The organism is Clostridium sp. UBA4548, assembly GCF_002387895.1.
In the GTDB taxonomy this organism is placed as follows: Bacteria; Bacillota; Clostridia; order Clostridiales; family Clostridiaceae; genus Clostridium_J.
In genome coordinates this window covers 170,947-196,813 of record NZ_DGLI01000021.1, presented here as the reverse complement: position 1 = coordinate 196,813, position 25,867 = coordinate 170,947, and the positions used below count along the sequence as shown (strand labels likewise).

The window sequence follows — 25,867 nt, the reverse complement described above, 5'->3', positions numbered from 1 at the left end:
GTGATATTTTATGAAGATTGTATCAAAGCCTATAGAAGTAGTTTGTTGGTTTGAAGAAGATGGCTCACCCCATCCTGTTAGATTTAGGATTAGAAATGATGATGATACCAAATGTACCATAAGGATAAATAAAGTAATGTTTACTGATAAAGAAAAGTTTGCAGGTAACCCTATCCTAGTATTTAACTGCCTATCCCTTGTTAATGATTCGGAAAAATTTCTAGAATTAAAATACGAAATTAATACTTGCAGATGGTATCTTTATAAGATTTAATTTAACTTGTTGTGCTAATTTATAATTTTTTATTAACAGGATTACTATTCCATATTCCATGGACATAGTAATCCTTAAAATTAAAAGTATTATAACCTCTCAATTAAAACCTCCATTATGCCTCCACACACCATACCTTCGTCTTCAGCCACCTCTCCTGTCATATCGACTCTTTGAATTTCATATCCACCATTTCTTATAATATGGTGGGCTGTATTAATTACCTCTCCCTCTGCACATCCCCCTCCAATACTGCCTGAGGTCCTTCCATCTGAATAAACCAGCATTTTGGCCCCTGCTTTTCTTGGCACTGATCCCTTAGTTCCAATCACAGTAACCATAGCTCTTGGTTCACTACACTCCTTTGTTAGTTCTTCAATTATATCCCCATTAAATTCTACTATATTGGGTTTACTGGCCTTAGAAACCCCACTTACTACCCTGCTCCTTCTTCTATAGCTAATAAGCTGTGCTAATATAGAAATTGCTATTTCTTCAGGAGTAACTGCATCAATATCTAACCCTATAGGAGCATTCAGCTTATCTAATCTATCTTTTGGGTAACCTTCCCTTAATAGTTCCTCTCTTACAATTTTAATACGCCTTTTTGAGCCTATCATCCCCAAATAAGCTGTATCGTAATTAAGGACTTTCTTAACACATTCCATATCATGTCTATGACCTCTAGTTACAATAACCACAAAAGTTGATGAATTAAGTTTAAACTTATTAAAGCACTTATCAAAGCTTTCACAAATTACCCTTTCTGCCTCAGGAAACCGAGGAGCATTAGCAAAAAATGGCCTATCATCTACCACAGTTACTGAAAAACCAACCTTCGAAGCAAACTCTACTAGTGGCTTTGAGATATGTCCTCCACCTAAAACTATTAGCTTTGGCTCTGGAAAGTAAGGTTCAATTAAAGTAACCCCTGATTCCTTTTCATCTATAACCTGAAGCTCTCCAGTTAAGATTACATTATTAGCTTTTTCTAATAATTCTTCGTTGAAGTTTAGCTTGTCCTTGTTGCATATATCTAAAGCTTCTTCTGTAAGAAGTGTTTGCGTTCTTTTATAATCACTGGCTCCATCACTACAACCCAACTTAGTAATCATAACAGCCTTTTTTCCTTCTTCCAGCAGCTTAAGCAGTCCTTTATACTCACCTGTATTTAAGTTTATCCCCATAATGTTTCCCCCTTTACTTCCACTTTCTGTTCACTAATTAGTCCTATGGCTTTTTAATCTTGTAATATACTTTCAAATTATGATTTGGTATTATAAATTATTACTGTTTGTCCTATTTTAGAATATTCCTACAGATATTTTATATCTAGAAAAATAAAAGGAACTACTCATAATGCATGCATCATGAGATAGCCCCTTCTTTTATTAAGTATTTTTATTAAATATAATAATTTATAGTGTAGTTATCAACTACTTTTCTCTAGAAAGTATACCATCAATAAGCCCATATTCTTTGGCTTCTGCTGAGCTCATAAAATTATCTCTTTCCATATCCTGTTGTAGCTTTTCTTGTGATTGTCCTGTGTTTTCACTATATATTTCAATAAGTCTTTGCTTTGTTTTAAGCATTCTTTCAGCATATATTTTTATATCCGTTGCCTGACCACTTAACCCACCAGAAATTGATGGCTGATGAATCATAATTTCACTATTAGGTAGTGCAAATCTCTTTCCCTTTGTTCCACCAGCTAACAAGAAGGACCCCATACTGGCAGCCATACCTAAACATATGGTAGATACATCTGGCTTCACATATTGCATAGTATCATAAATTGCCAATCCTGCTGTGATTACCCCACCTGGGCTATTAATATAAAAGATTATATCCTTGTCAGGATCTTCAGCTTCTAAAAATAACATTTGAGCTATAATAATACTAGCTGTAGTATCGTTAACTTGATCACCTAAAACTATAATTCTATCCTTTAACAGTCTTGAATAAATATCGTAAACTCTTTCTCCTCTACCTGTTTGTTCTATTACTGTAGGTACATAACTCATTATAATCTCTCCCTTTCACAGCTCTAAACTATGCAGCTTTAGAAATAGGACTTACCACTTTTGTAGTAATCATAGGCTTATAATGTATTTCTGCCTTTTTAAATACTAAAACATTAACCTGAGCTTTTCTAAATTCCCTTGGGGAAACCTTAAACATTCTTTTAAATGCCCTTGAAAAAGCCTCTTGAGAACTAAATTGATATTTTAGTGCTACATCAACTATTTTTTCATTACTTTGAATAAGTTCTTGTGCTGCCTTTGTTAGTCGTCTTTTTCTAACATAGTCCATAACAGTTTCTCCAACTAATTCATGAAAAACTCTATGGAAATGGTACTTAGAAATATATGTTTGACGCGCTAACTCCTCAAGAGAAATTTTTTCATTTAAATTATCTTCAATATAATCTATAGATTGTTGAATTATTTCATTATACTCCATTATAAACCTCCATTTCATCAAGATGCATAATTTAATTATAATGAGATTAAAATTAAATTTCCTGACATTTTTTGCTCACTTAATTTATACCTAAAATAATTAAAAAATTCAACTAGGAGGTTTTAGAGGTTTTTATAGATTTATCATTAAATATTTTCGCCATTAAAAGCTTAGCTCTTGTAAGAAGGAAATTTATTAGGCCATTTTCATATAATGTTATCGCTTCATCAGGATTCCTTCCAATTGCTAAAAAGGTCAAAGTTTTAACCTTCGGAATTATTATAGCTAGGAGAATAAATGCTATTCCCAACTTCATAGTTAATCTTCCTTTCTTAATAAGTTTATGAAATCAAACCTATATGGTATTAAAATCTATATTCATATACTTATTAGACGAAACTTTCCTCTATTTTGTTTCACTTATTTTAAAGTTTATAAAATATTTTTTCTGCTTTTTCCGACATTAATTTACCCCAGGGATTTTTTTCTCTCTATTATATTTTTAATCACAAAAAATCTGTTCAACTTATAAATCTTACAAGTAGGCCTAATCCTTAAAAACATACTTTATTGCCAAAAACCTTAGTTTTTAACGACAAAACCCCATAAATAACTGCGCAAAATTATCTATAGTAAAAGTAACTAATGATAACAAACCACTGGATCTCCTGCCTGAATACTATTAAATATTGCTTCTGCTACACCGTATGGCGTATTTATACATCCATGAGAGCCATCATTTTTGTATATATTCCCTCCGAAACTTGATCTCCAGGTTGCATCATGAATACCGATATCTCCATTAAAAGGCATCCAAAAGGTTACTGGTGCTGCATATCCTGGTCCCCTTAAAACAGCATTCTTTTGCTTATATGTTATCTTATAAAGCCCTGCTGGAGTTGAGTGCTTGCTATCTGCATTTCCTGTAACCACATTTCCATGAGTAATAAGTTTTCCATTTTTATAAAACCACATATGCTGGTTTGTAAGATCAATTTCTACATAAGTATTTCCTATACCATTGCCACTATTCGCTTCTTCATTTTGACTATATATAGGTTTTCTACTTATAGATTTACCTTCTTTTATAATCTTAATTAACTCTTGAGTTTCTTTAGTTCTATTAATAGATACCCCATAATATCCTCCACTAACTTTAACTATTCGTCCAGAGGAGGTTTTAAAATCCCTTGGCTTACCTAAAGTATCATAAGTATTTCCAAGCTTATTTACATAACTTTTCACCTTTTCTTCATCAAAGCTAACATTGAAATTTTCATCAATTTTAAGCCAATTATTTATAGTAGCTCCATTTAAAACTTCTTTACCTTCTGTAAAGTTATAAGTAACTGTGACACCTATATATTTATTAAGTGAAGCTTGTGCCTCTATAATCTCTTTAGAAGCTGAAGTATATTTTGGGTTTTCATAACAATTAATCTCTTCTAAGCTTAACACCTGTTTTTCATCTAAGATTGCACTTACTATTTGCTCATACAGTATATCTCTATTAATTTTATTTCCCTTAACTTCCTTTATAATTTCATAGCCCTCATCTGTTCTTTTTAAGCTAGCACTTTTAGGTTCAACTACCTTTGCCTTATCAAAGTAACTTAGTTTGTCTACAGACTCCTTTAAAAGTTTTTCGTCAAAAGAAAACATATCAGATATCTGAAAATCTGTCTTATTAAAAACTCCAACAATCCATTTAAATGGATTCTGGCTATCTATTAACTCCTGAACCTTATCCTGTGAATTATATTTTATCCCCATTTCTGAAGCAGAAATTTCTTCTTTAATACCATCTCTTCCTTCTAGTGTTAAGGTATATTTTTCAGTATTCGCTGCCAGCTCTTCATTTACTTCCTCTACAGTCTTTCCTGAGACAGCAACGGCATTAATTGAGGTTCCAAAATAGAAATGGTCCATAAAATAAGTTGAAACTCCTAAATATATTAGAAGTAAGCTTGCAACTGAAATTACACTCCACTTCATGATTTTCTTTTTTCTAATACGTCTCTTCTTTATGTCATCATTATCCTCTATATTTTCATTTTCATCTATTTCATTATTTTCTTCTTTGATATCACTATTTTTTTTAATGCTATTATGTTCTTCTTGAAAAACACTTTTCTTTTCATAATTAAAAGTTTCATCCCCAATAGCATTCAATTGTTCTATATTTATATCTTCATATTCCATATTACAATCTGTTTCTATATCATCACTATTTTCTTCAATAATGTCATGTTCTTCTTGAAAAATATTTTTCTCCTCATGATTAATAGTTTCATCTCCAGTAGCATTGAATTCTTCTATATTTATATCTTCACATTCTATATTGGAATCTATTTCTACATCTTCACTTTTTTCTTCACTACTGTTATGTTCTTCTTGGAGAATATCTTTCTCCTCATGATTAATACTTTCATCCTCAACAGCATTTAATTCTTCTATATTTATATCTTCACATTCTATATTGGAATCTATTTTTATATCTTCACTTTCTTCTTCACTACTGTTAAGTTCTTCTTGGAGAATATCTTTCTCCTCATGATTAATACTTTCATCCTCAACAGCATTTAATTTTTCTATATTTATATCTTCACCTTCTATATTGGAATCTATTTTTATATCTTCACTTTTCTCTTCAATGCAACCTTCTACCCCATGCATGGTTTCTTCTATTACATTTATAACCTCTTCCTCCACCTGCTGAAGTTGTTCTTTTTCATTAATATCCTTTTCTTGTCCAATAACCTTACTCAGTTCCTCATCAACTCTTATTTGTTTATCCATAAACTAAGCCCCCCTGAATTATTATTCCATACTTAAATTCAACCCTCTATAATATGTATCAACTTTCCTGCCGTTGCTAAAATATATTAAGAAGTAAGCATAATAATTCCTTAAAAATATATAATGTTTCAATTTCTATATAAAACTTATTCACTAAGGTAGTAATGCTAACAAAATATTATTTTTAGAATATATTAATTCTGGCTAGTTCTTTGACAAATATGGTAGATTTTTTAAAGCTAATAGCAACTTTATATTTTCTTCAAATAAAAATTTCAGTAGGTTTTACTAGCCTACTGAATTTTTATTTCTGCATTTTATAGGGAATCAAATTTAGAGCTTACCTTATATTTTATCTTAGAGAGTTACCTAGAAGCTTTTAGTAGTTATAAACCTTTAGGAAGTTTTTAATTCTACTAATAACCTCCTGTCGCACTCGCGCCGGTTCCAAACATTCACATTTATCCCCAAAACTAAGCAAAAGGTTATATCCAAAATCATCTTCTATAAATGGAAAATTAACAATGAATTTATTATCTTCATAGGGCTGGATGTTTTCTTCTCCGCAGTGTTCCACCATTTTCTCTATCAGGGATTCATGGACTATAAGTTTAATGGTTATAATATTTTTTTCTATATAGCCCCATGAACCTAATGTTTTGGCATGAAATTCTCGGGGAATAAATGTGTCTTCAAGAATTTCAAGTGTTGAAATACGAGATAGTTTAAAAGTACGGAAATCCTGTCTTAAATCACAGTACCCTTGTAAGTACCAATGTGATTCTTTTAATACCAGCCTATAAGGTTCAATCCTTCGATTACTTCTTTTACCGCTACTCTTTGAATATTCAAAGGATAAGACTTTTTTATCATTCAATGCTTTTTTAATTTTTTCAAGATTTGGCTGCAGGTTCTTATTTCCTATCCATGGCGTAAGGTCGATAGTAATTTGGCTTGATTTTAATTCAATATCTCTAATCTGCTCATCTGGAACTAACCCCTTTACTTTTGCAAGAGTATTAATTATTTCATCGTTAGTTATTGCATTAGAGATGCTTCCAAGACCAATTAAAAGTGTTTCGATATCTGAGGTGGTAAAAAGCTTCTTATCAATTTTATATTCTTCCATAATTCCAATGCCACCATTAATCCCAGGATAAGTAATTATTGGTATTCCTGCAGAATTTATGGTTTCTATATCTCTATATATAGTTCTGGGACTAACTTCAAACATTTCAGCAAGCTTAGTTGCACTAATTTTTTTACGTTGGAGCAATACCATAATAATGGAGATTAGCCTATCTATTTTCAAATTTCATCAATCCTTTTTCTTTTTTACTTATCATATAAATATGACATACTGTTGTCAAGGTTCTATGTTAGAATAAGTTTGTATTAAGCAAGGAGCCTTAGTACTAATGAAATAACTTATAAAAGGAGAATAAAAAATGGAATTAATAAAAGAATTCAACAGAGTTATAGATGAAACTAATAGAATTGCTTTAGCAACTTGTGTAGGTAATGTACCTAATGTTAGAGTGGTAAACTTTTGTAATAATCCTGAAAATAAAGGTGTTATCTATTTTTCATCTTTTAGAGGTAATCCAAAGACCTTAGAACTTTCACAAAACAATGTAGTAGCCTTTACAACAGTTCCCGCTTCAATTGAAAACAGTGAACATATTAGAGTTAAGAATGCTACAGTTAAAAAAAGCGATTTGACAATCTTTGATTTAAAAGCTGAATTTATAAAAAAACTTCCAAGCTATGAAATGCTAATAGCACAGGCAGGGGAAATGTTAGATGTTTATGAGATTAGCTTTAATGAAGCCTCTGTAGTTTTAGACCTTGGCAAGGGTGGTAAAATAAATTTATAAAAGTCCTGCCTTAATTTAGGTGCCATAAATTCAAAGATTTCTTATAATTAAACTTTAATTACAAAAATAATAGAATGAGAATCCTTTAATTAAGGATTCTCATTCTATTATTCATTGAATAATGAACAAGTTCATTATTTAATGCAACTTTGGAAGTAGCTTTAAACTAAACAAAGGTGTCTTTGTGAACAAACTACGTTTGTTATAACAAAATAATTTACCTAGGCTAATTATCTGCCACCTTAGACTTGCTAGCATTTTCTATATGCACTAACAACTTTTCCAAAAGATACTTCTCATTTATGTCATTGTCCTTTTTTTCTAATTCAACATAATCCCCTTCTGTTGCTATAGTAATTATTTCTGCATTATTTATTAAATAGTTAAAAACACACATATCTACAGGATTGATAGCTTTTTTAGTATGGAAACAATCTAAATCAATGTCTAAAATAAACTTCTTATTTATTCTATTCTCCATAAAAAAATCAGGTATAAACTTATTCATCTGATTTAATTTAAACAGTAGTTCCTCATCCTCTATTACCTTATTATATACCTGAATTTGACACTCCTCGTCATGTAAGCTTTTATCACACTTACTGGTGCAACAGGGGTCTATATAGTATATCTTGCTATTGCCATAATCTCTACAAATACCTGCACTGAGGAGACTAAACACAACTGCCTCTGATATCATCCCTGTTTGCAAAGAAAAATCTATATGTTCATCATTGCAAAGTTTTTCTAATGCTGCACTTATTGAACTTGGTTTATTTATATCTGTTTCTGCTATCAATTCATCACTTACTTTTTTCCACTCTAATCCAGCAACCTTATGGGAATGCCTGCAAAATGCACTACGAGTGTCCATATGGTGGTCAAAAGTTAATAATACTGGCGCAGTTTCATTGTTAGAAGCGTATTCTGACCATGGAATTATAACTTCATGATGATTAGCTACAATATAAATTTTCTTTTCTCCTATTACTTTCTCAGTTACTTTATCTGTTTTCAACTATAAGCACTCCTTTAAAAAACACCCCTAAATTTTCATAATATCTAAGATACCATATTCTTAATAAAAGGAAAAGGGTTCTTTAGTAAGGGAGTACTCCAGCATTAGCACATATATAAATTATCTTTCTCTTCTTTTTCCATGCTGTCCTTTACCTTCTTTAGGTAGATCATTAACTATAGCCTTAACACTTTTACCACCTGCATTTATTAAAGCATTGGCTACTCCTTCTTTTATACCCATGGAAGAATAAGTCGCTCCAGACACCACCTCTACCTCTGCACTTTGATTTTTTATAATATTAGAAGTTACAATGCTGTAAGCTCTATTAAACCATTTAGCATCATCATTATTTTTTGTTACCTCTATCTGAGTAATTTGCTGGTTTTTCACAGTTACTTCAACTGTGATCTGTCCTCTAAAGCCTGTACCAGTTCCCTCATAGACTCCATCTGCTATACCTGCTGCATCTCCATAGCCTGCAGCGGCTTCACCAGTTATGGCAGTTGAAACTGGAATTGAATTATCCCTTGCCAACATAGCCATGATAGAATTTGAGTTTACTCCAGTGTACACCACCAACAAGAAAGTCATGGCAGCAATGGCTAATACTACTTTCTTAGTTATATTCTTACCTGGTATTACACCAACCTTTAAAGTGTTTTTCACAGGACAGGCTGCTACACACTCCATACAGTTTATACATTGTAAGGATCGCACTTGTCCATGAGACGCTACATCAATATTCATAGGACAAACACCGTTACATTTACTACACCCCACACAAGTTTCTTCATTTCTTATAATAGTTAGGGGTCTTAGAGTACCGAATCCCCCTAACTTTGCCCCTTCAATACAAAAATAATTACAGAAGGGTCTTTCAAACACCATTGATGCAGCAAGGAATATAAAAATCACACTCCACCCTATTATGGTCAGTGCATTACCTCCTAAGAAAGTAGTAAAATTCCCGCGAGGATCTAAGGTCATAAGGGTAAAAATATAATCTGCACTTACTAGTATTGTGATAAATAATAGGATATATCTCAATGGTACGAAAATCTTTTTTAGTTTTGTTGGCATTTTATACTTCTTTATTCCTAGCTTATGTCCAAGGGTTGCAAATACATCCTGCAATGTACCAAAAGGGCAAATCCATCCACAAAATACAGGTCCTAAGATTAAAGTTATCCCCAATAAAATTGAATTTGCTATAGGATAGTTGATAAGTAACCCTAGGATAGTGGCTAAAAATCCTAAGGCTTGTACAGCATAACGTATATATCTAATGTTTTGTTCTTTCTTCTTCATAATATTTACCTTCAGCTCCTTTTAAGTATTACGTAAATAACTTATTACAGTTATAATTATATTTGGTCATTCTTAAATGAAGCTTAAATTCTAAAATCAAATTTATTTCTTGAAGATGCCTTAATCACTTGCAGAGGTTTTTATTGCACTTTATACTATATTAGGTGATGTATTTTTTGCTTAAATACATAAATAATCATACTTTGATATAATTTATTCTCAGTTACTGAGGCACTATTTAACTATTAGAAGAATAGCTACTTGCTATGTAACTCAGATTTTAAAAAATGATTTTTATTAGTATTCATATTTTTGGAGAAACAACTTCTTCCGATAAATTACTTGCTGTTGAAGTTCTTTCTCTCTGGTAAACTCATGAAATTTAAGGGGGACTTATGAAAAAGAAAGATATACTAGAATTAAAAAGACGTTTTAAAAAAGCCGAATGTACCTTTACTAAAATGTGTGGCTGTTATGTAGACGGAGAGAAAAACATTGTATTAAGGATTAAAGAAACTTTTTTAAACTTAAGAGATGAAGAATTCTTTAAATATTTAGAGATTGCTAAAAAAACCTTATCGGGTACTGTGGGTAATAATCTTTTAGAACTTAACTTTCCACTTGATGAAGAAAATATAAATAGTAGACAACTTTCTCTATTCGAACTTAAAAATAGTAAACTAAAAAATGATGGACTTCTTGATAACTTTTATAATTTAATCATAGACAGTTACGACTATGCAGGCAATTTTCTAATACTTATTTTTCACGATGCTTATGATGTTATTACAAGAACTACGGATAATTCAAAATTAGATGAATCAGAAGAAGTATATGAGTACCTATTATGTGCAATATGTCCAGTATCTCTTACTGAGCCAGGTCTTGGATACTTTGAAGATGAAAATCGAATTGGTGCAAGAATTAGAGATTGGGTAGTTGGCCAACCTGAAGTAGGCTTTATCTTCCCAGCTTTCACAGATCGGAGCACTGATGTTAACTCTATTATGTACTACACAAAAAACGCAAAAGCTCCCCATCCAGAATTAATGGAAAAAGCTTTAGGCTGTAGTTCAAAACAAACTGCTACTGAGCAGAAGGAAGCCTTCACTGCTATTATCCGTGAAGCCCTTGGGGATGATGAAAATAAATCTGAAGGTTTATTCATGGAAATTCAAGAAACCCTTAATAATATAGTGGAGGAGCATAATACCATTAATGGTAAAGATGCTGAGCCTATAATTTTGACTAATGATAGTATTCAGGATATTTTAATTGAAAGCGGGCTTTCTGAAGAAATCACTGCAAAAATTGAAAAATCCTATACAGAAGAATTTGGTGATGCTCCTCCTGTAGTAGAGCATTTAATAGATAAAAAAGTGCTTGCAGCTAACGAACAAAGAAAAAAAGAAGAAAAACTTCATAAGAAAATACAAATACTTGAGGAAATACTTGAGGAAACAAAACAAGAAAATGCGGTAGACTCAGAAAAGGAATCAGCTTTAGAAACAGACACTGATGAACTGTTAGAAATAGCTTCTTCTGATAACTCAGAAGAAAACACTGACTCTGCCTCTGAAGTAGAAACTGCTACTACTGCTGAAAACTATGATATTGTACTTAAGGTAAAGCCTGAAAAAGTACCTCAAATAAGATCTGAAATAATCGAAGGTAAAAAGTGTATTATTATTCCTGTGGAAGATAATGAACAAGCTAATGTAAATGGTATTACTGCAGAACTTTAGCCCTTAAGACACATGGATTCTTACAAATGTTCTTATCTAAAACCTGAAAAATCTCAAGGAAGCTATTTTAGTCTTATTAAGTGTTTTGAAAATAAAAAAGTAAGATTTCTATTAAAAGCCTAGGTTAAAATCTATATTAAGCTTTCATGAAATGCTCCACTCACCTACGCTCTCACTTCATGATCAAGGAAGGCTAAGAGGTTAGGGAACTTCTTGTGCATTAGGTTAAATAAGAAAAAACTTAAATAACCCAGGAAAATCTAATCGCTAGATTTTCCTGGGTTTTATGGTATCACAAAATTTTCACATCTACTTTATAAAATAAGCTAACCACCTAAAAAATCTTCCTATATTTTTAAAAGAAACTATATTGCACACTGCTTCGGTGAGCTTTCCAAACTTTCTATAAAATAAGTTAAATGCTAGAAAGGGAATCCATTGTTCTTTAGCTTTTGGTAGTCTCTTTATTATATTTTTAAAGGTGTATACTTCTTTATATATCCATAGATAGCCATTATATAATTCCTCTGCTGTGATATTCTTAGGTTTATATACCACATGAGCAGTGTTATAATTTGATAAATTATAATCTACAATTCTATTTTCCTCTAATAGTGATGAGTATAACTTTGTACCAGGATATGGAGTTAGGATATGTGACGTTACAGTTTCTATCTTGTTTTTAACTATCCATTCTAATGTATTCTTAAACACAGAGCCATCATCTTCATCTAACCCAAAAACAAAACTTGCATTTATCATTATTCCCCTTTTATGAATTTCACCTACAAGTTTTTCATATCTGTTTACACTATTTTGCACCTTATGGACACTATCTATGGATTTACTATTTATACTTTCAAAACCTATAAATAGGCTTTGACAACCAGAATCCTTCATTTCATCTAATAACTTCGGCATGTCCACTATATTAGAAGTAACCGCTGCATTCCACTTTAGGTTAAGTGGTTTTATTTCCTCCAGCAATTTTTTTGTCCATTTAGGATTTCCAATAAAATTATCATCAATAAACATTATATGTCTTGTTTTTAATGCCTTTATATCTTTAATTATCTCCTCTATGGGTCTATTGATATAAGTTTTAAGTGTATCTTTGCAACTATTATAGCAAAAATCACATTTAAAAGGACATCCTCTGCTTGTACTAATTATATTAGTATATAAGTACTTTTTATTATCAATACTCCCATAACTAGGTGATATTATTTCCTCACCAGAAATACCTTCCATATCATAATATATCTTCTTAAGTGAATTATTTTCTTTATCCTTAAGTATTTTCCACCAAACTCTCTCAGCCATTCCAACACATATTACATCGAAACTATCAGAAGTTCCCTCTGGATCCGCTGTAATATGTATGCCTCCAGCAACTACTGTTATTCCTCGTTTTTGAAACTCCCTTGCTATCTCCACTGCTCTATTCATAACATCTACAGTAACAGTTATTGCTACTAGATCCACAGATTCATTAAAGTTTATGCTTTCAATATTTTCATTCTCAATAATAACTTCATGGTCTTTAGGTGTAAGATTTGCTATTGTTAACAAAGCTAAGGAAGGAGACATTCTTGTTTTTAACTTTGTGTCCATAGGCCTTGGTAGCATTGCAGGTTGAATTAACTTAATCTTCATATATTACCTCACCAAATAAACTTTACTCACCCTTTAACTAACTAGCTTTCAGTTTTCCCCTCTGATTTATGTGTCATTTCTATATTCTAAAATATCGCCTGGCTGACAGTCCAAAGCTTTGCATATTGCCTCTAAAGTTGAGAATCTAATGGCCTTAGCCTTTCCATTTTTTAATATAGAGAGATTTGCCATAGTTATTCCAACCTTTTCTGTAAGTTCTGTGACGCTCATTTTCCTTTTAGCTAGCATCACATCAATATTAATTATAATTGCCATACTGCTTCCCTCCTGTACTCCTAATTCTGCCTTAAACAATTGTTAATTGTTTAGCCTTACACAGTTAAATCATTTTCTGATTTAATATCAATAGCTTCTTTTAAAAGCCTTTGAAGAACAGCAGCGAATACTGCAATCACAACTGATGCAAAAATAATGATAATCGGAAACCCTACAAGCCCTGGGGCGTCGTCTGCTTCCGCTATAGGATATAAAAATGGTGCAAGTGCTGCAAATATAATGCTGATTGTATTTGCACAGTATTTTATATTCTTTAAAGCCTTTACAGATAATTCCGAGAAAGCTTTATTCTTATCAATATAGCTTAAAAGTTTTAAAGCCTGATAAAGAGCAAAGAAATAGGTTATTGCCGCTATATAAACCCCCATTATAATAGAAAAATGTAAATAGTTTATAAACCCAGGCACCCAAAATATACATAACCCAAGAACCGGAATCCCAATAAGAATAACAACTATCTTTAAGAAAATTGTTGAATATCGTTTCATAAAAAGCACCTCTTTTTTGATTAATAATTATAAAGTGGCATCTCGTATTACTATTAATCTTTTTCTTTTAATTTATATATAGAATATCACACCATTTATCGTTTATCAATAAGTTTTTATTGATTTTTGCTATATAAGGTTAATTAAAAAAAGATGACTTCCTTTTAATAAGAAATCATCTCAATATTAATATGTTGTTCCATTTCAACAAAACTTCTTTTAACTCTATCTGTATTCACCTTTATAAAATTGCTAACTTAAATTTCTATTGGCTGATTGTACTTTCACTTCTATTTTTGCTCCTGTTTCTTCGTTTATTACTGCTACCTTTGCCACAGCAAGGTTAACTAGAGAAGCTACAGCTGCAAAAAAGAATATATACTGAGGCCCAAAGGCAGTCCAAATAATTCCTCCTATATATGCACATATTATTGATACAATATGATCCATACTCATACCAAAAGACAAAGTAGGCGTAATTTCAGATTCGTCCACTGCTATAGAGCGAAGATAAATTGTTTTTATCATACTCATCTGCATAGACATACGATCAAGTATAATTAATACAAAGGTTAAAATAACAGGTATACCTACCTTACTAAGAACTCCTGTTGAAAATCCCGATGCTAAAAATCCATAGGCAACATATACCACTATAAAGGATATGGCATCAACATAAAGCATCTTTCTTATACCATATCTGTCAAGCCATCTCCCCAGTGCAGGAATAAAAAATATACCTATAAAGGATCCTATTATACCCAAAATTGCAATAGTATCAGCCTTCTTACTTAAAAGATCAATAAGTACCCAAGGGCCATAAACTGCCATTATCTGCTTTTGCACTCCTGTCATTATTGCTAAAATATAATAATATTTGTACTCCTTACGAAATATAAACTTTAGTTTTCTTTCTTCCTTAATTGGAACCTTTACAATTTTGTTCATATAAAGAAGCAATATAAAGACTACTACAAAAATCACTGCTGCAATAAGAAATATAATCTTTACAGGTGCTGTTAAACTAAAGAATCCAGTCCTAAACCCAACAAATACCGCAACACTAGCAAGCATACTAAAAGCTGTGCTAACTCCCTTGTAGCGACCCATTCTCTTTCCTACTTCTTCATCCTTTATAAGAGACATTCCTATGCCATCAGATAAGGGGAAAAATAAATGCATCCCCATAGAATTGATGAAAAGAAATATACACATTACTGCAAAAGGGGGAGTTAAAAATCCCAAAAATAAAAGTCCTATAGCACTTAACAGCTGTGCAATGATTGCAATACGCACATCCCCTAAAAATGACAGTAATGAAATTACTACAATTGAAATTATTCCAGGTAATTCTCTAGGAAATTCAATTAGTCCTCTTTGAAAAGCATTTACATTATAAGCTTCCTTAAAGTAATTTGAAAAAACCCCATCACTAAGTCCAAGGCCAAGAGCCGTTAACGCCAATATTAAAAAATAAAGTGTAACTTCCTTTTTCCCCTTCTTAATCGTTCCCATTTTCATTATACATTCCCCCAAAATAAGTTTTGTTTACTAATACCGCTCTTATAATCATATATGCAAAGTATTGATGAATGCAATGGATATATTAATTTCAATGAACAAATAACTTAAAAGCCCAGAAAAATCTAAAAGTTAGATTTTCCTGGGCTTTATAACTCTGGCAATCACAGCCTACTAATCATTAATACTTTTATTTATAATTGAGCTTTCAAAAGATGAAGTTTCTTCCTTTTCTCTTTTGTCCTCTTTCTTTATCAAAATATCTAAAGTGTGAGCACTAGCCCCTAATAAATCTGGTCTTTCACAAGTGGAGAAATGGTATTCAAGGAAAAGCTTAAAGGTTTCTTCATCCATATCATTTATGATAGGGCGCATATAATTAGCTGGTCCATCTACTGCAATTATTTTTAACCTTTCTATTTCAGCTTCTTCATTAATCTTATTAATATCTTCAATTCTTACATAATCATATAAGTCTTCTGGCTCTGATATAACATGAAAATCTTTGCTTAGTTTGCCTTTTTCAATAGATGTACGGATATTATTTTCCTTAAATCCATAAGTTAACACGCTGTATTCATTCATGCAATAAGCTACTAAGATAATCCCACCAACCTTTGTTACTCTTTTAGCCTCTTCTAGAGCTTTCACCTTGTCCTCAAATTTGTACAAATGATACATAGGTCCAAACACTAAGGTAATATTAAAAGAATTTTCCTCAAATCTTGATAAATCTAGGGCAGTTCCTTGCATTGCTTTCACTGCACTTCCCTTTGATTTTAAAATTCCTAGATTATGCTTCACAAGTTCAATGGCTGTAACATCGTAGCCTTCATTGGCTAATTGTACAGAATACCTTCCTGTACCTGCCCCAACATCTAAGACTTTTGGGTTGTCATAATTTTCTAGATACTGATGAATATATTTCATTGAAGTTAAGAACTCTACTTGTGCATATTTTCTTGTTAACCTTTTATCTTCACAGAACTTATTATAATATTTCTCTAATTCTATTGTCATATGTTTATATACCTCACCCAATTGTTATAGTATAAATTAATTAATCGAAAGCTTGTCCTTAAATATTATACTATAGATTTAGGTTAGGATAAACCTTCTCCTGCACTTGTAATTATTACCTTAGGCATTTGAGAGTAAATAACAAGTCAAAATAGACAAGCATACTGACTTATTTATTTTTGAAATACCTTATCAAAGGGTTATTACTTTTCCTATAAAATCTCCCCGTGTTTCTCGTAACTACCTACCTTAGATATTGCATTGTTTTCATCAACAAATACAACCTTAGGTTTATGAGTTTTTGCTTCCTCATTATGAAGCCCACAGTAACACATTATAATAATCTTATCTCCCTTTTGAACGCATCTTGCTGCAGCCCCATTTAGGCAAATAACTCCACTTCCAGCTTCCCCTGCAATAACATAAGTCTCAAATCTTTCACCATTATCTATGTCTGCTATTGCGACCTGCTCGTATTCTAAAATTCCTGCTGCATCCATTAAATCTTTATCTATGGTTATGCTTCCTACATAATTTAATTCTGCCTGAGTAACTGTTGCTCTATGAATCTTTGATTTCAACATATTAATTATCATGATGTATCTACCTTACACTTCAAAGATAAAATTGTCAATCAATCTAGTTTTACCTATAAACACAGCTATAGCTACTAACACACTTTTATCAATTGTTGCTACTTCCGCAAGAGATAAACTATCAACTACATTAACATAATCAATCCTTGCTAAAGGTTCCGTGCTAAGGCTTTCGATAATTATTGCTTTTATCTTTTCTCCACTTCTCTCACCTTTATAAAGAGCCTCTTTAGCACTATTTAAGCTTTTACTTAATACAAGAGCTGCTTTTCTCTCTTCTGTATTTAGATATGTGTTCCTTGAGCTCATAGCAAGGCCATCAATTTCTCTAACTATAGGACATGGCACTATTTCTACTGGTATATCTAAGTCTCTTACCACTCTCTTTATTACAGCCAGTTGCTGTGCATCCTTTTCCCCAAAGTAAGCTTTATCAGGCAATACAATATTAAACAACTTTGTTACAACGGTGCAAACTCCTCTAAAATGACCTGGCCTTTTAGCGCCACATAACCCTTCAGTTATTCCATTCATATCTACATAGGTTGAAAAATCCCCTAAATACATTTCTTCATTAGAAGGATTAAAAATTAAATCTCCACCAGCAGCTTCAACAATTTTTCCATCTCTTTCTAGGTCTCTTGGATAACTTGAAAAGTCTTCTTTTGGACCAAATTGAATAGGATTTACAAATATACTTACTACTACCTTGTGATTTTCTTTACTTGCCATTTCTACCAAGGAACCGTGACCTTCATGCAAATACCCCATAGTAGGAACAAATCCTACTGAAAGACCTTGTTTTCTCCACTGTTTAACTATATCTCTAACCTCTTTTACACTATGAACTATCTTCATGGTTTTATCCCCTTTACTAATATAGTTTTTCTAATACTTCTTCATCTATTTTAAATTCATGCTCCTTTGCGGGAAAGGACCCAGCTTTTACTTCTTCAATATATTGTTTAAAAGCTTCTCTCATATGATATCCTACATCAGAGAACTGCTTAACAAATTTAGGCTTAAAGCCTGAAAACATGCCAAGCATATCCTGATATACAAGGATTTGACCATCGCAACCTTTTCCGGCTCCTATTCCTATTGTGGGTATGCTTACTCTTCTTGTAATAAGTTCTGCAAGCTTAGCAGGAACACATTCTAATACTATAGCAAAGGCCCCTGCCTCTTCTAATATCTGCGCCTCTTCAATAAGTTTTCTAGCAGCATCCTCACTTTTCCCTTGAACCTTAAAACCTCCAAAGGCATTCACTGATTGAGGGGTTAGACCCAAATGTCCCATTACAGGTATTGAAGCTTTAACTATTGCACTTACCTGCTCAGCTACAGCTGCCCCACCTTCTAGTTTAACAGCATTTGCATTTCCTTCTTTTATAAGTCTTCCTGCATTACACACTGCATCATAAATAGAGGTTTGGTAAGACATAAAGGGCATATCTCCAACAATAAGAGCATTTTTTGCCCCTCTTGCTACTGCCTTGGTATGATGAATCATATCCTCCATAGTAACACTTAAGGTATCCTCATATCCAAGGCATACCATTCCAAGTGAATCACCAACGAGAATACCATTTACCTCTGATTCATCTATAAGCTTAGCCATTGAGTAATCATAGGCTGTAAGCATTGTGAGTTTTTCACCTTTAGTTTTTGCTTCTTTAAAAGTCATCACTGTATTTTTCATATCAACTATTCCCCCAAATATTCATCTAATTTACCATAATCCCTGTTTGGATTCTTTTCTTTAGCTAGGCTCAATATTTCCTTTGATAAATCCTTATAGGTACCTACGTGCTCTGCAGGCATTGAGTTGACGTGGTTTTTAATAGTATTAAGGTCTCCTCTTTCCACAGGACCTGTTAAGGCTTCAGTTAAACCTAAACTACGTATATTGTTTATGTTGTAGTTTATGAGAGGATATAAGGCCTCAATTGCCTCTTTTTCCTCAAAGCCGTACTCCTTTAAATATCCACTGGCTCTACTAATAAGCCCGCAAAAAATATTGCTTACTGTTACAGAAGCTAAGTGATAAAGAGCTTTGTCCTGAGTTTTTATAGGGAGGATATTGTTTCCTAAAGACTTAAAAATCCCTATAAGCTCCTTCATATATTTTTCATGACCTTCAATTGTGAACCAAGCCTCCTTAAGAGACTTATAACTTTCATATTTATGTGAAACGGGAAATATGGGATGAATGGAATAAGCATATGCATCAGACTTTTCAATATGAGAAAAAATGTTTGAAGAAAGGGAACCGCTGGTATGACAAATAGCCTTCCCCCGAATATTAAATTCTTTAATTTTTAACCAAATGTTATATATTTCATCGTCAGGTGTAGTTATAAATAAAATATCACTATGATTTATTAAATCACCTATATTTAAGAAATGCCTCGTACCTACAAATACTGAAGCTTCCTTTGAAGAATCCGGATTTTTACTGTAATATCCAGAAACCTCTAATCCCTTCTCAGCAAAATACTTGCCCAGGGAAAAACCAACCTTTCCAGCACCAATAAAACCAATTCTAATAGATATCACCTCTTTTAAATAATGACGAAGTTCATTTTATTCAACAATTTTGGAAGGAGATTTTATTTCCACCTTAAACTTGTTTAATCACTAATGAGTATGGGAAAATTACACTTCCAAAGTGTCGTTAAAGTTATGATGATACCTGAAATGAAATATATACCTAAAATATTTAAACTCAAAGTCTGGTGCAGCTCTTCCGATGCTACCCATAGAACAAATTTAACATAACTGTTATATAGTGTAAAGGAATTATATTTCACTGAATCCACAAGGATTATTTGAAACAATTTCGGAACTTTGCAAATTTGATTGTATTATACTGTTAATTGAGGATGGATAAATTATGTTTAAAAATAATTTTATAGCACTTCTTCCAAGTCTCTCAACGGGGTTATCAATAAAAAGAAACAAGATTTATATGAGTATATAAACCTTGGCTTTCCAATAATACTTTGTATTGTACTATCTAAAATTCAACTATAAGCACATCATATTCTTCAACTTTATAAAATCCAACCTTCTCGGCTATTTTAACGGAACCTAAATTCCTGGTCCAACTATCCCAATAGGGTTCTAGATTTCTTGTAGCACATTCCTTAAGAAAGTTTGCAGCAAGAACTGCTCCAACACCTTTCCTTTGTTCTGTTTCAATAGTCTCAATGCCTATTCCACAGTAATTTCTACTTACAAGTTCAGCAGTACACCATGATATTAATTTTCTACCATGAGCAGCACAATATCCAAACCCATTTTTAATAAACCCCTCAATACTCCCCCACATTCCCAATACCTCTTCTTTTAGTAATTCAAAATTCTCTAAGCTACTATCCTTAAGCACTTCTTCATTAATAGGCTTAATTTCATATGAGAAACTGTCTGGAGTTTTATAATGAATATTTGATATATCACATTTATACAAAGCTCTTCTATCTTGGCGAACCTTCAAATCATAAAATACATCTAGTAATGCACTTTTCCATAAGTCCGATGTATAGGAAATTTTAATATAGTCATAGAATTCTTTTTTCAAGTCTTCAGTTAATATATACTCTTTAATGTATTCGATGCACCGAGTATATTCTTCATGCGCAGTAGTATCACCGCCAACATATATTACAAAATTTCCTTTATCAAAAATTACATATAACTCAGGACTTATTAAGCTATTCAAGTATATTTCTCCAGGTGTATTTCCTTCAATAATTGGCTGAAAAACAAACTTCTTACTACTTGAACTAAATATATTTTTTACTATTTCAAAATCACTATCTATTTTATACATGGTATTCTCCCCTTAACTTAAAACTAACTATTTTGGAATATTATGTATTAAGCTTTATAAATAGTATATACTATGAAATCCATTAGTACAAAAAATAAAAGGAAAAGAGCAAAGCTTATTATTTTAAAATATAAAGACCTCACTCCCAGAAATTCAAGATACTCAGATATGCAGTTATTATTGAAAGGATATTTTATAATAAATTTAGAAATATATAGGAAAAACCTCCAAACTGATGGCTTATTTAACATCAGTTTGGAGGTTGACATGAAAGGCTTTCTAAAAAATAAGTTCTCCTGGTTTATAGCCCTCTGGTAATTCTTCTTCAGTTAAAAATTTGAAACTGTCATCACGTAGTATTGGTAAAAATGCCTCGTATGGCATCTTTGGAAACTCACAGCCATAACTACTAGCTCCAAACCACTTACCTTCTTTGCTGCTCAAGTTTAAATCCCTAGCAAACTTTGTATGGTTTGAACAATCATGAACTACTAAATCCCATTTTTCTTCATCAGCTATTTTCATAAACTTTAGAGTTAATTCTCTACTCCAAGTTGGAGATATATAGCCGTGTCTAGCGATATACATGTTTTCTCCATAGTAATTGTCTATGTTATTCTCATTTAAATGTAATTCTGCACAATTTATAAAATCAAGATTTGTATCTAAGATTGCCTGCTTTTTCTTAAAGAATACTTCGAAAAATTCAGGAGTCATTGGAGTTTCAATTCCTACGTTTTTAATATATTTCTTTGCTATTCCAATGTTTTCAATAACCTTATCTGAACACTTAGAAGCACCTAAGTTAAAACGTATCTCGTCAAGGCCAGCTTCTCCTAATGCTTTTAAAGTCTCCTCTGTAGCTAAAATTCCATTTGTATATAAATGTTGATGAATCCCTGCATCCTTAAACTTCTTTATTACGGAATAGTATTTTTCGATTTCCATGAATGGCTCTAAATAAACATAGGAAATACCAGTAGGTTTCTTGTAGGTAGAAAGAAGTAAATCAATATCTTTCTCATAAAATTTTGTACCACCAATTTCCCACATACCTTCCCCAACTGGAGGAATATCATCTAGTTCCCCATAATTGTAACAGAACTTACATTCAATGTTACATTTATTGGTTTTTCTAATTGCACTTAAGCCAGTGCCCATTAGACAAGACCCACACCCCTTTGGGAATTTGCTTTCATTCCCTACAAAATAAGTTCTATTCTTCAAAGTTTTTAAGCCTTTAATTTCTGACATTAATTTATCATTTCTATGATCAATGGCTTCCTCAATTTGCGCAAAGGTAGAGTAAATGATTTCTTTTTGTTTTGTCATCAGTTCCTCTTCTTCAGGCAACATTGAAAAAAATTCAAACCATAACAACGCATCTTTCTTTGAAATTTTCATAATGTATCCTCCTCTAATTATCCTCCTGAAGACTCAATCTAAGTCTTCTTGTTACACTTATTAATGAAATTACTGTCTCCACATACATTGTATAGAAAATATAACTCACAAAAGTTCAATTAATTATAACACTTTTTATATTAAAAAAAACTAAGAATATAAACCCATATTGATAAGTCTATAAAAAATTTAACCCATTAGTAAAAACCCAGGACAAAACTGTCCTGGGTTTCAATTATATATGTGAAGGCAGGTTGAATCCATTCTATAATAACTTATACTAACTTCCCTTACCCTGTTAGGACTATTTAAAACTTGAGAACCTTCTTCAAAATTCCAAAGCTTTTTCTTACTCAATCTAAAAACACCAATTAAACTTACTAATATAAAAACTGTACTCAAACTGTTTCTTATTACAGTTCTATTCAAAATAATCTCCTGTAAATTCCACAATCACTGCATTTTCTACACCATCAATTTCTGAAAGAGTTGTAACAAAAGCTGTGTTATCACCATTTAGGCGTACTTCATAGGTAAGCTCAGTATATCCCTTAGAGGTTGTCTTATTTTTTAAAACTTTATTGATACCTTCAATTTCTCTCATGACAGCCTTCCCAGCTTCATTTTCATATTTTACAATGAAAATATAAACTCTTTTTCTGCTTCTTACATTTACTAATAAAATATAGATTATAGCAATAAAAATAGTTCCAAGTAATGAAATTATATATAATCCAGCCCCACAGGTTACCCCTACAGCCACTGTCCAAAATAAGAAACCCACATCCAGTGGATCTTTTACAGCAGTTCTGTAACGTACTATAGAAAGAGCACCAACCATACCTAGTGATAATACTACATTAGAGCTTATTACAATAACAATAAAGCAAGTTACCATACTTGTTAGTACAAGTAAAATATTAAAATTGTTGTTATAGATAACTCCTTTAAAAAATTTTCTATAGACAAAATAAACAATCATTCCACAGATAAAAGCTGCTAACATGGACATGATGAATCCACCTATAGTGAGATTTCCTGTTTCCTGTAAAAACCCCTTTTTAAATATATCAGAAAAATTATTCATCTAAGTTGTATCCTCCTCTTCTCTTCTCTACACATCACATATTTTGATATAGCGCATTTGTCTGTCATTGCTGTCTTCAAAATACTCATAACATGGGTTGGCAAAAAATCATCAAACTTTATTTCCATCACCATAATCTCTTCTTTAAGTACTTTTCTTGTGATATAGTCTTTAGCAAACATATCGTAATTACCTATAGATGAAGATATATCCTTATCAAAGGTAATTCTTACATTTCCAGTAGGTAGAACATAGGCTTCCCTCATATATTCTACTACTACCTTTGGCTTCATCAATCTAGTTTTATTGTATGCCAGAAGTTCTTTACATACTTGCTCTTTTCTATGTCCTAAAAACTCATAATTGCCAGATAAAATACAGTCATATTCAGCTCTGGTAAGAGCTGCACTGGTTTTTGAGATAAATTCATCATATTTTTTCTTACATTCTAATCTTATATAATTATCTTCTAAATTATAACAGCGAATTCTAAACTTCTTCCTAAACCTAATTCCTGATTGTTTCTCTTCAAGGGCAGATTGATACATATCATCAAAATATAAGCTACTAACTAAGTACCCCTCTTCCCTTTTCATATTAGAATCTGTGAAAATCACCGTTTTAAGACGATTTCTCAGGGTATGATAAACACTTTTATTGATATAATACTTCATTTCATGTCTAAGTGTATGTCCTTGGTACTGCATTAAACCACCTACTTAATCTTAATTTCTAAAAGACCATTTACATTGTATCCTTTAACCTCTGTAATCATAGTTTCAAATCTTTCCATACTAAGCTGTTCCCGTCCCATACTATCTAATGCTGTTACCCTTAGATAATATGTTCCCGGTGCTAATTTATTATTTAAAGTATATTTTGTTTCAGCAATGTTTTTTTCTTCTAGAACTTTACTTTCCATATTGTAATCGTTAAATATCTGTACATTATAGGTTACAGGTAGTCCTTCATAAGAATAAGCTGGTTCCCAGCTTAAAACAACTGAGTCTCCATTTTGTTGTGGCTGTGCTATATACATTGGTGATGGATATTTTATAGCTTCCTTAAAAGCTTCATAATTGGTTAAAATACCATCATATAGTTTGTCTAAATACTGAGAATACTCTTTAGGATTCATTTCATCTAGAAGCCCTATGTCTGGATACTGAGTAATGGTTTTTTCTAAAACTGGTTTATAGCTATTTACTAGCTCAGTAACTTTCTCTCTAGTAATCTGATATTTTAAGAGTTCATCCATCTTATCTTTAATTTTTTCTATACTTCCTTCTAATTTAAAATAACGTCTATGCAATATTGACTGATTTAACTTTTGAATTCCCTTTAAGGATGGTGGTAATTTCATTAAACTACTTTCATGGTCACCAAAGCGAAGAGTACCATCAAAGTCCCAAGGTACAAAATACCATGTGTTAGAGTTATCTGGATTATAAATAATAAAGTTATGATTAATGGTGTCGTTATTCCCCATAAGCAAGTTAAAGGCTAACCAAGTTAAATAGTTATCTTCATTAAAATACTTCTTAAATACTTCTCCAAAATCCCTACTTTCATCATTAACAGCCTTTAACATCTCTAATAACTGTTTATGACTATTTGCTTCTCTAATAGTAAGTACCGTCTCAAAGGCTTCTTTATTGTAATTAGGATCCTCTACATCTTTTAACACATCACTTTTTTCAAAACTAAAATCTCTAGCTTTATACATAGATGCATTACTACTTAAGCCTCTAGCTTCTAGATAGGTTTTATTTGGTTGTTCAATTTCAGTATATAATCCATAATACTTAAACTCTTGCTTATCCTTTGGCACAGATGTATCTCTAATCCAAACCCGCATAAAATAAGTTCTATAACTTATAATATTATCAACAGAAGCTAATAAGTCTGTTTGAAGTTTTGTTGCAATCTTTGTAATATCCTCGGAATGCTTATTAATATTAAGGTTTCTTTGTCCAAAAAAACTTTTAGCCTCATCATCAAGCTTTACTTTATAACTTTTATAAGTATCTCCTCTTGATGAGTTACCACGGACACGAATAGTTGCATTTTTACTATCTAAGGCTGTCAGTGGATCTAAAGTTTCTCCTTCCTTTAAAATCTGAACATTACAATTTAATTCTGGATTGTAAGTGTGATCCCTTGATGCATGCATTCCAAAAGCAGAAAAATCAATGATTTCTCCGTCTAAGGCCTTCGTTGGAAAAACACTAATATAAACATCATGTATATTTGTATTGGGAGCATTAGAATAAATACTCTTATCTTCTCTAATAGGAATGCCATTCATAGAGCTACTATCAATATTCCATTCCTCCAGACTTGTTTCTTGTGTTTTTATTGCTTCTTCTTTAGGGATTATATCCTTAAAATATAAAATTCCAAATAAAATCACTGCAACTAATATAATTATCCCTAGTACTCCATTATTACTTTTATCAGATTTATTCACACG

Annotated in this window: 25 protein-coding genes; 3 read left to right on the top strand and 22 right to left on the bottom strand. The window is 31.9% G+C overall.

The features are described from left to right. Window positions 1-10: 10 nt before the first annotated feature. Entirely contained in the window at window positions 11-274 is a 264-nt protein-coding gene (locus B3040_RS07375; protein ID WP_291571742.1) for a hypothetical protein, read from the top strand. An 89-nt stretch (window positions 275-363) separates the two neighbouring features. Here the strand turns inward: B3040_RS07375 and B3040_RS07370 are convergent, their stop codons facing one another. The 6 genes from B3040_RS07370 to B3040_RS07345 all read right to left on the bottom strand — a co-directional run bounded on the left by B3040_RS07370 (window position 364) and on the right by B3040_RS07345 (window position 6,851). Continuing rightward, a complete protein-coding gene (locus B3040_RS07370; RefSeq protein WP_291571740.1) occupies window positions 364-1,461 on the bottom strand; it encodes an XdhC/CoxI family protein in 1,098 nt (365 codons plus the stop codon). A gap of 249 nt (window positions 1,462-1,710) precedes the next feature. Further along, entirely contained in the window at window positions 1,711-2,301 is a 591-nt protein-coding gene (gene clpP, locus B3040_RS07365; protein WP_291571737.1) for an ATP-dependent Clp endopeptidase proteolytic subunit ClpP, read from the bottom strand. Between the two features lie 28 nt (window positions 2,302-2,329). Next, window positions 2,330-2,740, bottom strand: a complete 411-nt coding sequence (locus B3040_RS07360) for a helix-turn-helix transcriptional regulator (protein ID WP_291571735.1) — start codon at window positions 2,738-2,740, stop codon at window positions 2,330-2,332. A 112-nt stretch (window positions 2,741-2,852) separates the two neighbouring features. Then, window positions 2,853-3,056, bottom strand: coding sequence for a hypothetical protein (locus B3040_RS07355; RefSeq protein ID WP_291571733.1), 204 nt, complete (start codon window positions 3,054-3,056; stop codon window positions 2,853-2,855). A gap of 326 nt (window positions 3,057-3,382) precedes the next feature. Then, the gene (locus B3040_RS19485; RefSeq protein ID WP_349679166.1) at window positions 3,383-5,539 is read right to left on the bottom strand and encodes a L,D-transpeptidase family protein; all 2,157 of its coding nucleotides are present in this window, start codon (window positions 5,537-5,539) and stop codon (window positions 3,383-3,385) included. Between the two features lie 379 nt (window positions 5,540-5,918). Then, on the bottom strand, window positions 5,919-6,851 hold the full coding sequence (locus B3040_RS07345) for a helix-turn-helix transcriptional regulator (protein ID WP_291571731.1): 933 nt from the start codon (window positions 6,849-6,851) through the stop codon (window positions 5,919-5,921). Between the two features lie 136 nt (window positions 6,852-6,987). Between B3040_RS07345 and B3040_RS07340 the strand changes: the two genes are divergently transcribed. Further along, window positions 6,988-7,416 carry a pyridoxamine 5'-phosphate oxidase family protein gene (locus tag B3040_RS07340; protein WP_291571729.1) on the top strand — a complete coding sequence of 143 codons (429 nt, stop codon included), beginning with the start codon at window positions 6,988-6,990 and terminating at the stop codon, window positions 7,414-7,416. Window positions 7,417-7,642: 226 nt separating this feature from the next. Here B3040_RS07340 and B3040_RS07335 read toward each other — a convergent pair whose 3' ends face one another. Next, complete coding sequence (locus B3040_RS07335) at window positions 7,643-8,434, bottom strand: UPF0489 family protein (RefSeq protein ID WP_291571728.1); 792 nt, start codon at window positions 8,432-8,434, stop codon at window positions 7,643-7,645. Between the two features lie 120 nt (window positions 8,435-8,554). Continuing rightward, window positions 8,555-9,745, bottom strand: a complete 1,191-nt coding sequence (locus B3040_RS07330) for an FMN-binding protein (RefSeq protein WP_291571726.1) — start codon at window positions 9,743-9,745, stop codon at window positions 8,555-8,557. Window positions 9,746-10,140: 395 nt separating this feature from the next. On the opposite strand from B3040_RS07330, the gene B3040_RS07325 reads away from it, so the two are divergent. Beyond that, window positions 10,141-11,490, top strand: coding sequence for a DUF4317 family protein (locus B3040_RS07325; RefSeq protein ID WP_291571724.1), 1,350 nt, complete (start codon window positions 10,141-10,143; stop codon window positions 11,488-11,490). A gap of 309 nt (window positions 11,491-11,799) precedes the next feature. Here the strand turns inward: B3040_RS07325 and B3040_RS07320 are convergent, their stop codons facing one another. The 14 genes from B3040_RS07320 to B3040_RS07255 all read right to left on the bottom strand — a co-directional run bounded on the left by B3040_RS07320 (window position 11,800) and on the right by B3040_RS07255 (window position 25,864). Beyond that, on the bottom strand, window positions 11,800-13,146 hold the full coding sequence (locus B3040_RS07320; RefSeq protein WP_291571723.1) for a B12-binding domain-containing radical SAM protein: 1,347 nt from the start codon (window positions 13,144-13,146) through the stop codon (window positions 11,800-11,802). A 66-nt stretch (window positions 13,147-13,212) separates the two neighbouring features. Next, window positions 13,213-13,422: a helix-turn-helix domain-containing protein gene (locus tag B3040_RS07315; protein WP_017413346.1), complete on the bottom strand. Its 210-nt coding sequence runs from the start codon at window positions 13,420-13,422 to the stop codon at window positions 13,213-13,215. Window positions 13,423-13,478: 56 nt separating this feature from the next. Further along, window positions 13,479-13,931 (bottom strand): DUF2975 domain-containing protein, encoded by a 453-nt coding sequence (locus B3040_RS07310; RefSeq protein ID WP_291571717.1) that lies wholly within the window; start codon window positions 13,929-13,931, stop codon window positions 13,479-13,481. Window positions 13,932-14,183: 252 nt separating this feature from the next. Next, window positions 14,184-15,452 (bottom strand): MFS transporter, encoded by a 1,269-nt coding sequence (locus B3040_RS07305; protein ID WP_291571715.1) that lies wholly within the window; start codon window positions 15,450-15,452, stop codon window positions 14,184-14,186. A 174-nt stretch (window positions 15,453-15,626) separates the two neighbouring features. Then, complete coding sequence (locus B3040_RS07300) at window positions 15,627-16,472, bottom strand: class I SAM-dependent methyltransferase (RefSeq protein ID WP_291571713.1); 846 nt, start codon at window positions 16,470-16,472, stop codon at window positions 15,627-15,629. Window positions 16,473-16,684: 212 nt separating this feature from the next. Further along, on the bottom strand, window positions 16,685-17,068 hold the full coding sequence (panD, locus tag B3040_RS07295) for an aspartate 1-decarboxylase (protein WP_291571711.1): 384 nt from the start codon (window positions 17,066-17,068) through the stop codon (window positions 16,685-16,687). Between the two features lie 12 nt (window positions 17,069-17,080). Then, a complete protein-coding gene (panC, locus tag B3040_RS07290) occupies window positions 17,081-17,926 on the bottom strand; it encodes a pantoate--beta-alanine ligase (RefSeq protein WP_291571709.1) in 846 nt (281 codons plus the stop codon). Between the two features lie 16 nt (window positions 17,927-17,942). Further along, window positions 17,943-18,770 (bottom strand): 3-methyl-2-oxobutanoate hydroxymethyltransferase, encoded by an 828-nt coding sequence (panB, locus tag B3040_RS07285; protein ID WP_291571708.1) that lies wholly within the window; start codon window positions 18,768-18,770, stop codon window positions 17,943-17,945. Window positions 18,771-18,775: 5 nt separating this feature from the next. After that, the gene (locus B3040_RS07280) at window positions 18,776-19,627 is read right to left on the bottom strand and encodes a Rossmann-like and DUF2520 domain-containing protein (RefSeq protein WP_291571706.1); all 852 of its coding nucleotides are present in this window, start codon (window positions 19,625-19,627) and stop codon (window positions 18,776-18,778) included. Between the two features lie 460 nt (window positions 19,628-20,087). After that, window positions 20,088-20,903 carry a GNAT family N-acetyltransferase gene (locus B3040_RS07275; RefSeq protein ID WP_291571704.1) on the bottom strand — a complete coding sequence of 272 codons (816 nt, stop codon included), beginning with the start codon at window positions 20,901-20,903 and terminating at the stop codon, window positions 20,088-20,090. A gap of 279 nt (window positions 20,904-21,182) precedes the next feature. Continuing rightward, window positions 21,183-22,307: a radical SAM protein gene (locus B3040_RS07270; RefSeq protein WP_291571701.1), complete on the bottom strand. Its 1,125-nt coding sequence runs from the start codon at window positions 22,305-22,307 to the stop codon at window positions 21,183-21,185. A gap of 421 nt (window positions 22,308-22,728) precedes the next feature. Next, window positions 22,729-23,394: a DUF4956 domain-containing protein gene (locus B3040_RS07265; protein ID WP_291571699.1), complete on the bottom strand. Its 666-nt coding sequence runs from the start codon at window positions 23,392-23,394 to the stop codon at window positions 22,729-22,731. Next, a complete protein-coding gene (locus B3040_RS07260; RefSeq protein WP_291571697.1) occupies window positions 23,391-24,101 on the bottom strand; it encodes a polyphosphate polymerase domain-containing protein in 711 nt (236 codons plus the stop codon). The genes B3040_RS07265 and B3040_RS07260 overlap by 4 nt, the downstream gene beginning before the upstream one ends. An 8-nt stretch (window positions 24,102-24,109) precedes the next feature. Next, a complete protein-coding gene (locus tag B3040_RS07255) occupies window positions 24,110-25,864 on the bottom strand; it encodes a CotH kinase family protein (RefSeq protein ID WP_291571695.1) in 1,755 nt (584 codons plus the stop codon). Window positions 25,865-25,867 lie beyond the last annotated feature (3 nt).

Coding starts and splice junctions, on each gene's coding strand:
- B3040_RS07320 (WP_291571723.1), bottom strand. CDS start 13,146: ATGAAGATTAAGTTAATTCAACCTGCAATGCTACCAAGGCCTATGGAC.
- B3040_RS07375 (WP_291571742.1), top strand. CDS start 11: ATGAAGATTGTATCAAAGCCTATAGAAGTAGTTTGTTGGTTTGAAGAA.
- B3040_RS19485 (WP_349679166.1), bottom strand. CDS start 5,539: ATGGATAAACAAATAAGAGTTGATGAGGAACTGAGTAAGGTTATTGGA.
- B3040_RS07260 (WP_291571697.1), bottom strand. CDS start 24,101: ATGCAGTACCAAGGACATACACTTAGACATGAAATGAAGTATTATATC.
- B3040_RS07265 (WP_291571699.1), bottom strand. CDS start 23,394: ATGAATAATTTTTCTGATATATTTAAAAAGGGGTTTTTACAGGAAACA.
- B3040_RS07300 (WP_291571713.1), bottom strand. CDS start 16,472: ATGACAATAGAATTAGAGAAATATTATAATAAGTTCTGTGAAGATAAA.
- B3040_RS07360 (WP_291571735.1), bottom strand. CDS start 2,740: ATGGAGTATAATGAAATAATTCAACAATCTATAGATTATATTGAAGAT.
- B3040_RS07340 (WP_291571729.1), top strand. CDS start 6,988: ATGGAATTAATAAAAGAATTCAACAGAGTTATAGATGAAACTAATAGA.
- B3040_RS07315 (WP_017413346.1), bottom strand. CDS start 13,422: ATGGCAATTATAATTAATATTGATGTGATGCTAGCTAAAAGGAAAATG.
- B3040_RS07270 (WP_291571701.1), bottom strand. CDS start 22,307: ATGAAAATTTCAAAGAAAGATGCGTTGTTATGGTTTGAATTTTTTTCA.
- clpP (WP_291571737.1), bottom strand. CDS start 2,301: ATGAGTTATGTACCTACAGTAATAGAACAAACAGGTAGAGGAGAAAGA.
- panB (WP_291571708.1), bottom strand. CDS start 18,770: ATGAAAAATACAGTGATGACTTTTAAAGAAGCAAAAACTAAAGGTGAA.
- B3040_RS07275 (WP_291571704.1), bottom strand. CDS start 20,903: ATGTATAAAATAGATAGTGATTTTGAAATAGTAAAAAATATATTTAGT.
- B3040_RS07355 (WP_291571733.1), bottom strand. CDS start 3,056: ATGAAGTTGGGAATAGCATTTATTCTCCTAGCTATAATAATTCCGAAG.
- B3040_RS07325 (WP_291571724.1), top strand. CDS start 10,141: ATGAAAAAGAAAGATATACTAGAATTAAAAAGACGTTTTAAAAAAGCC.
- B3040_RS07370 (WP_291571740.1), bottom strand. CDS start 1,461: ATGGGGATAAACTTAAATACAGGTGAGTATAAAGGACTGCTTAAGCTG.
- B3040_RS07305 (WP_291571715.1), bottom strand. CDS start 15,452: ATGAAAATGGGAACGATTAAGAAGGGGAAAAAGGAAGTTACACTTTAT.
- B3040_RS07330 (WP_291571726.1), bottom strand. CDS start 9,745: ATGAAGAAGAAAGAACAAAACATTAGATATATACGTTATGCTGTACAA.
- panC (WP_291571709.1), bottom strand. CDS start 17,926: ATGAAGATAGTTCATAGTGTAAAAGAGGTTAGAGATATAGTTAAACAG.
- panD (WP_291571711.1), bottom strand. CDS start 17,068: ATGATAATTAATATGTTGAAATCAAAGATTCATAGAGCAACAGTTACT.
- B3040_RS07310 (WP_291571717.1), bottom strand. CDS start 13,931: ATGAAACGATATTCAACAATTTTCTTAAAGATAGTTGTTATTCTTATT.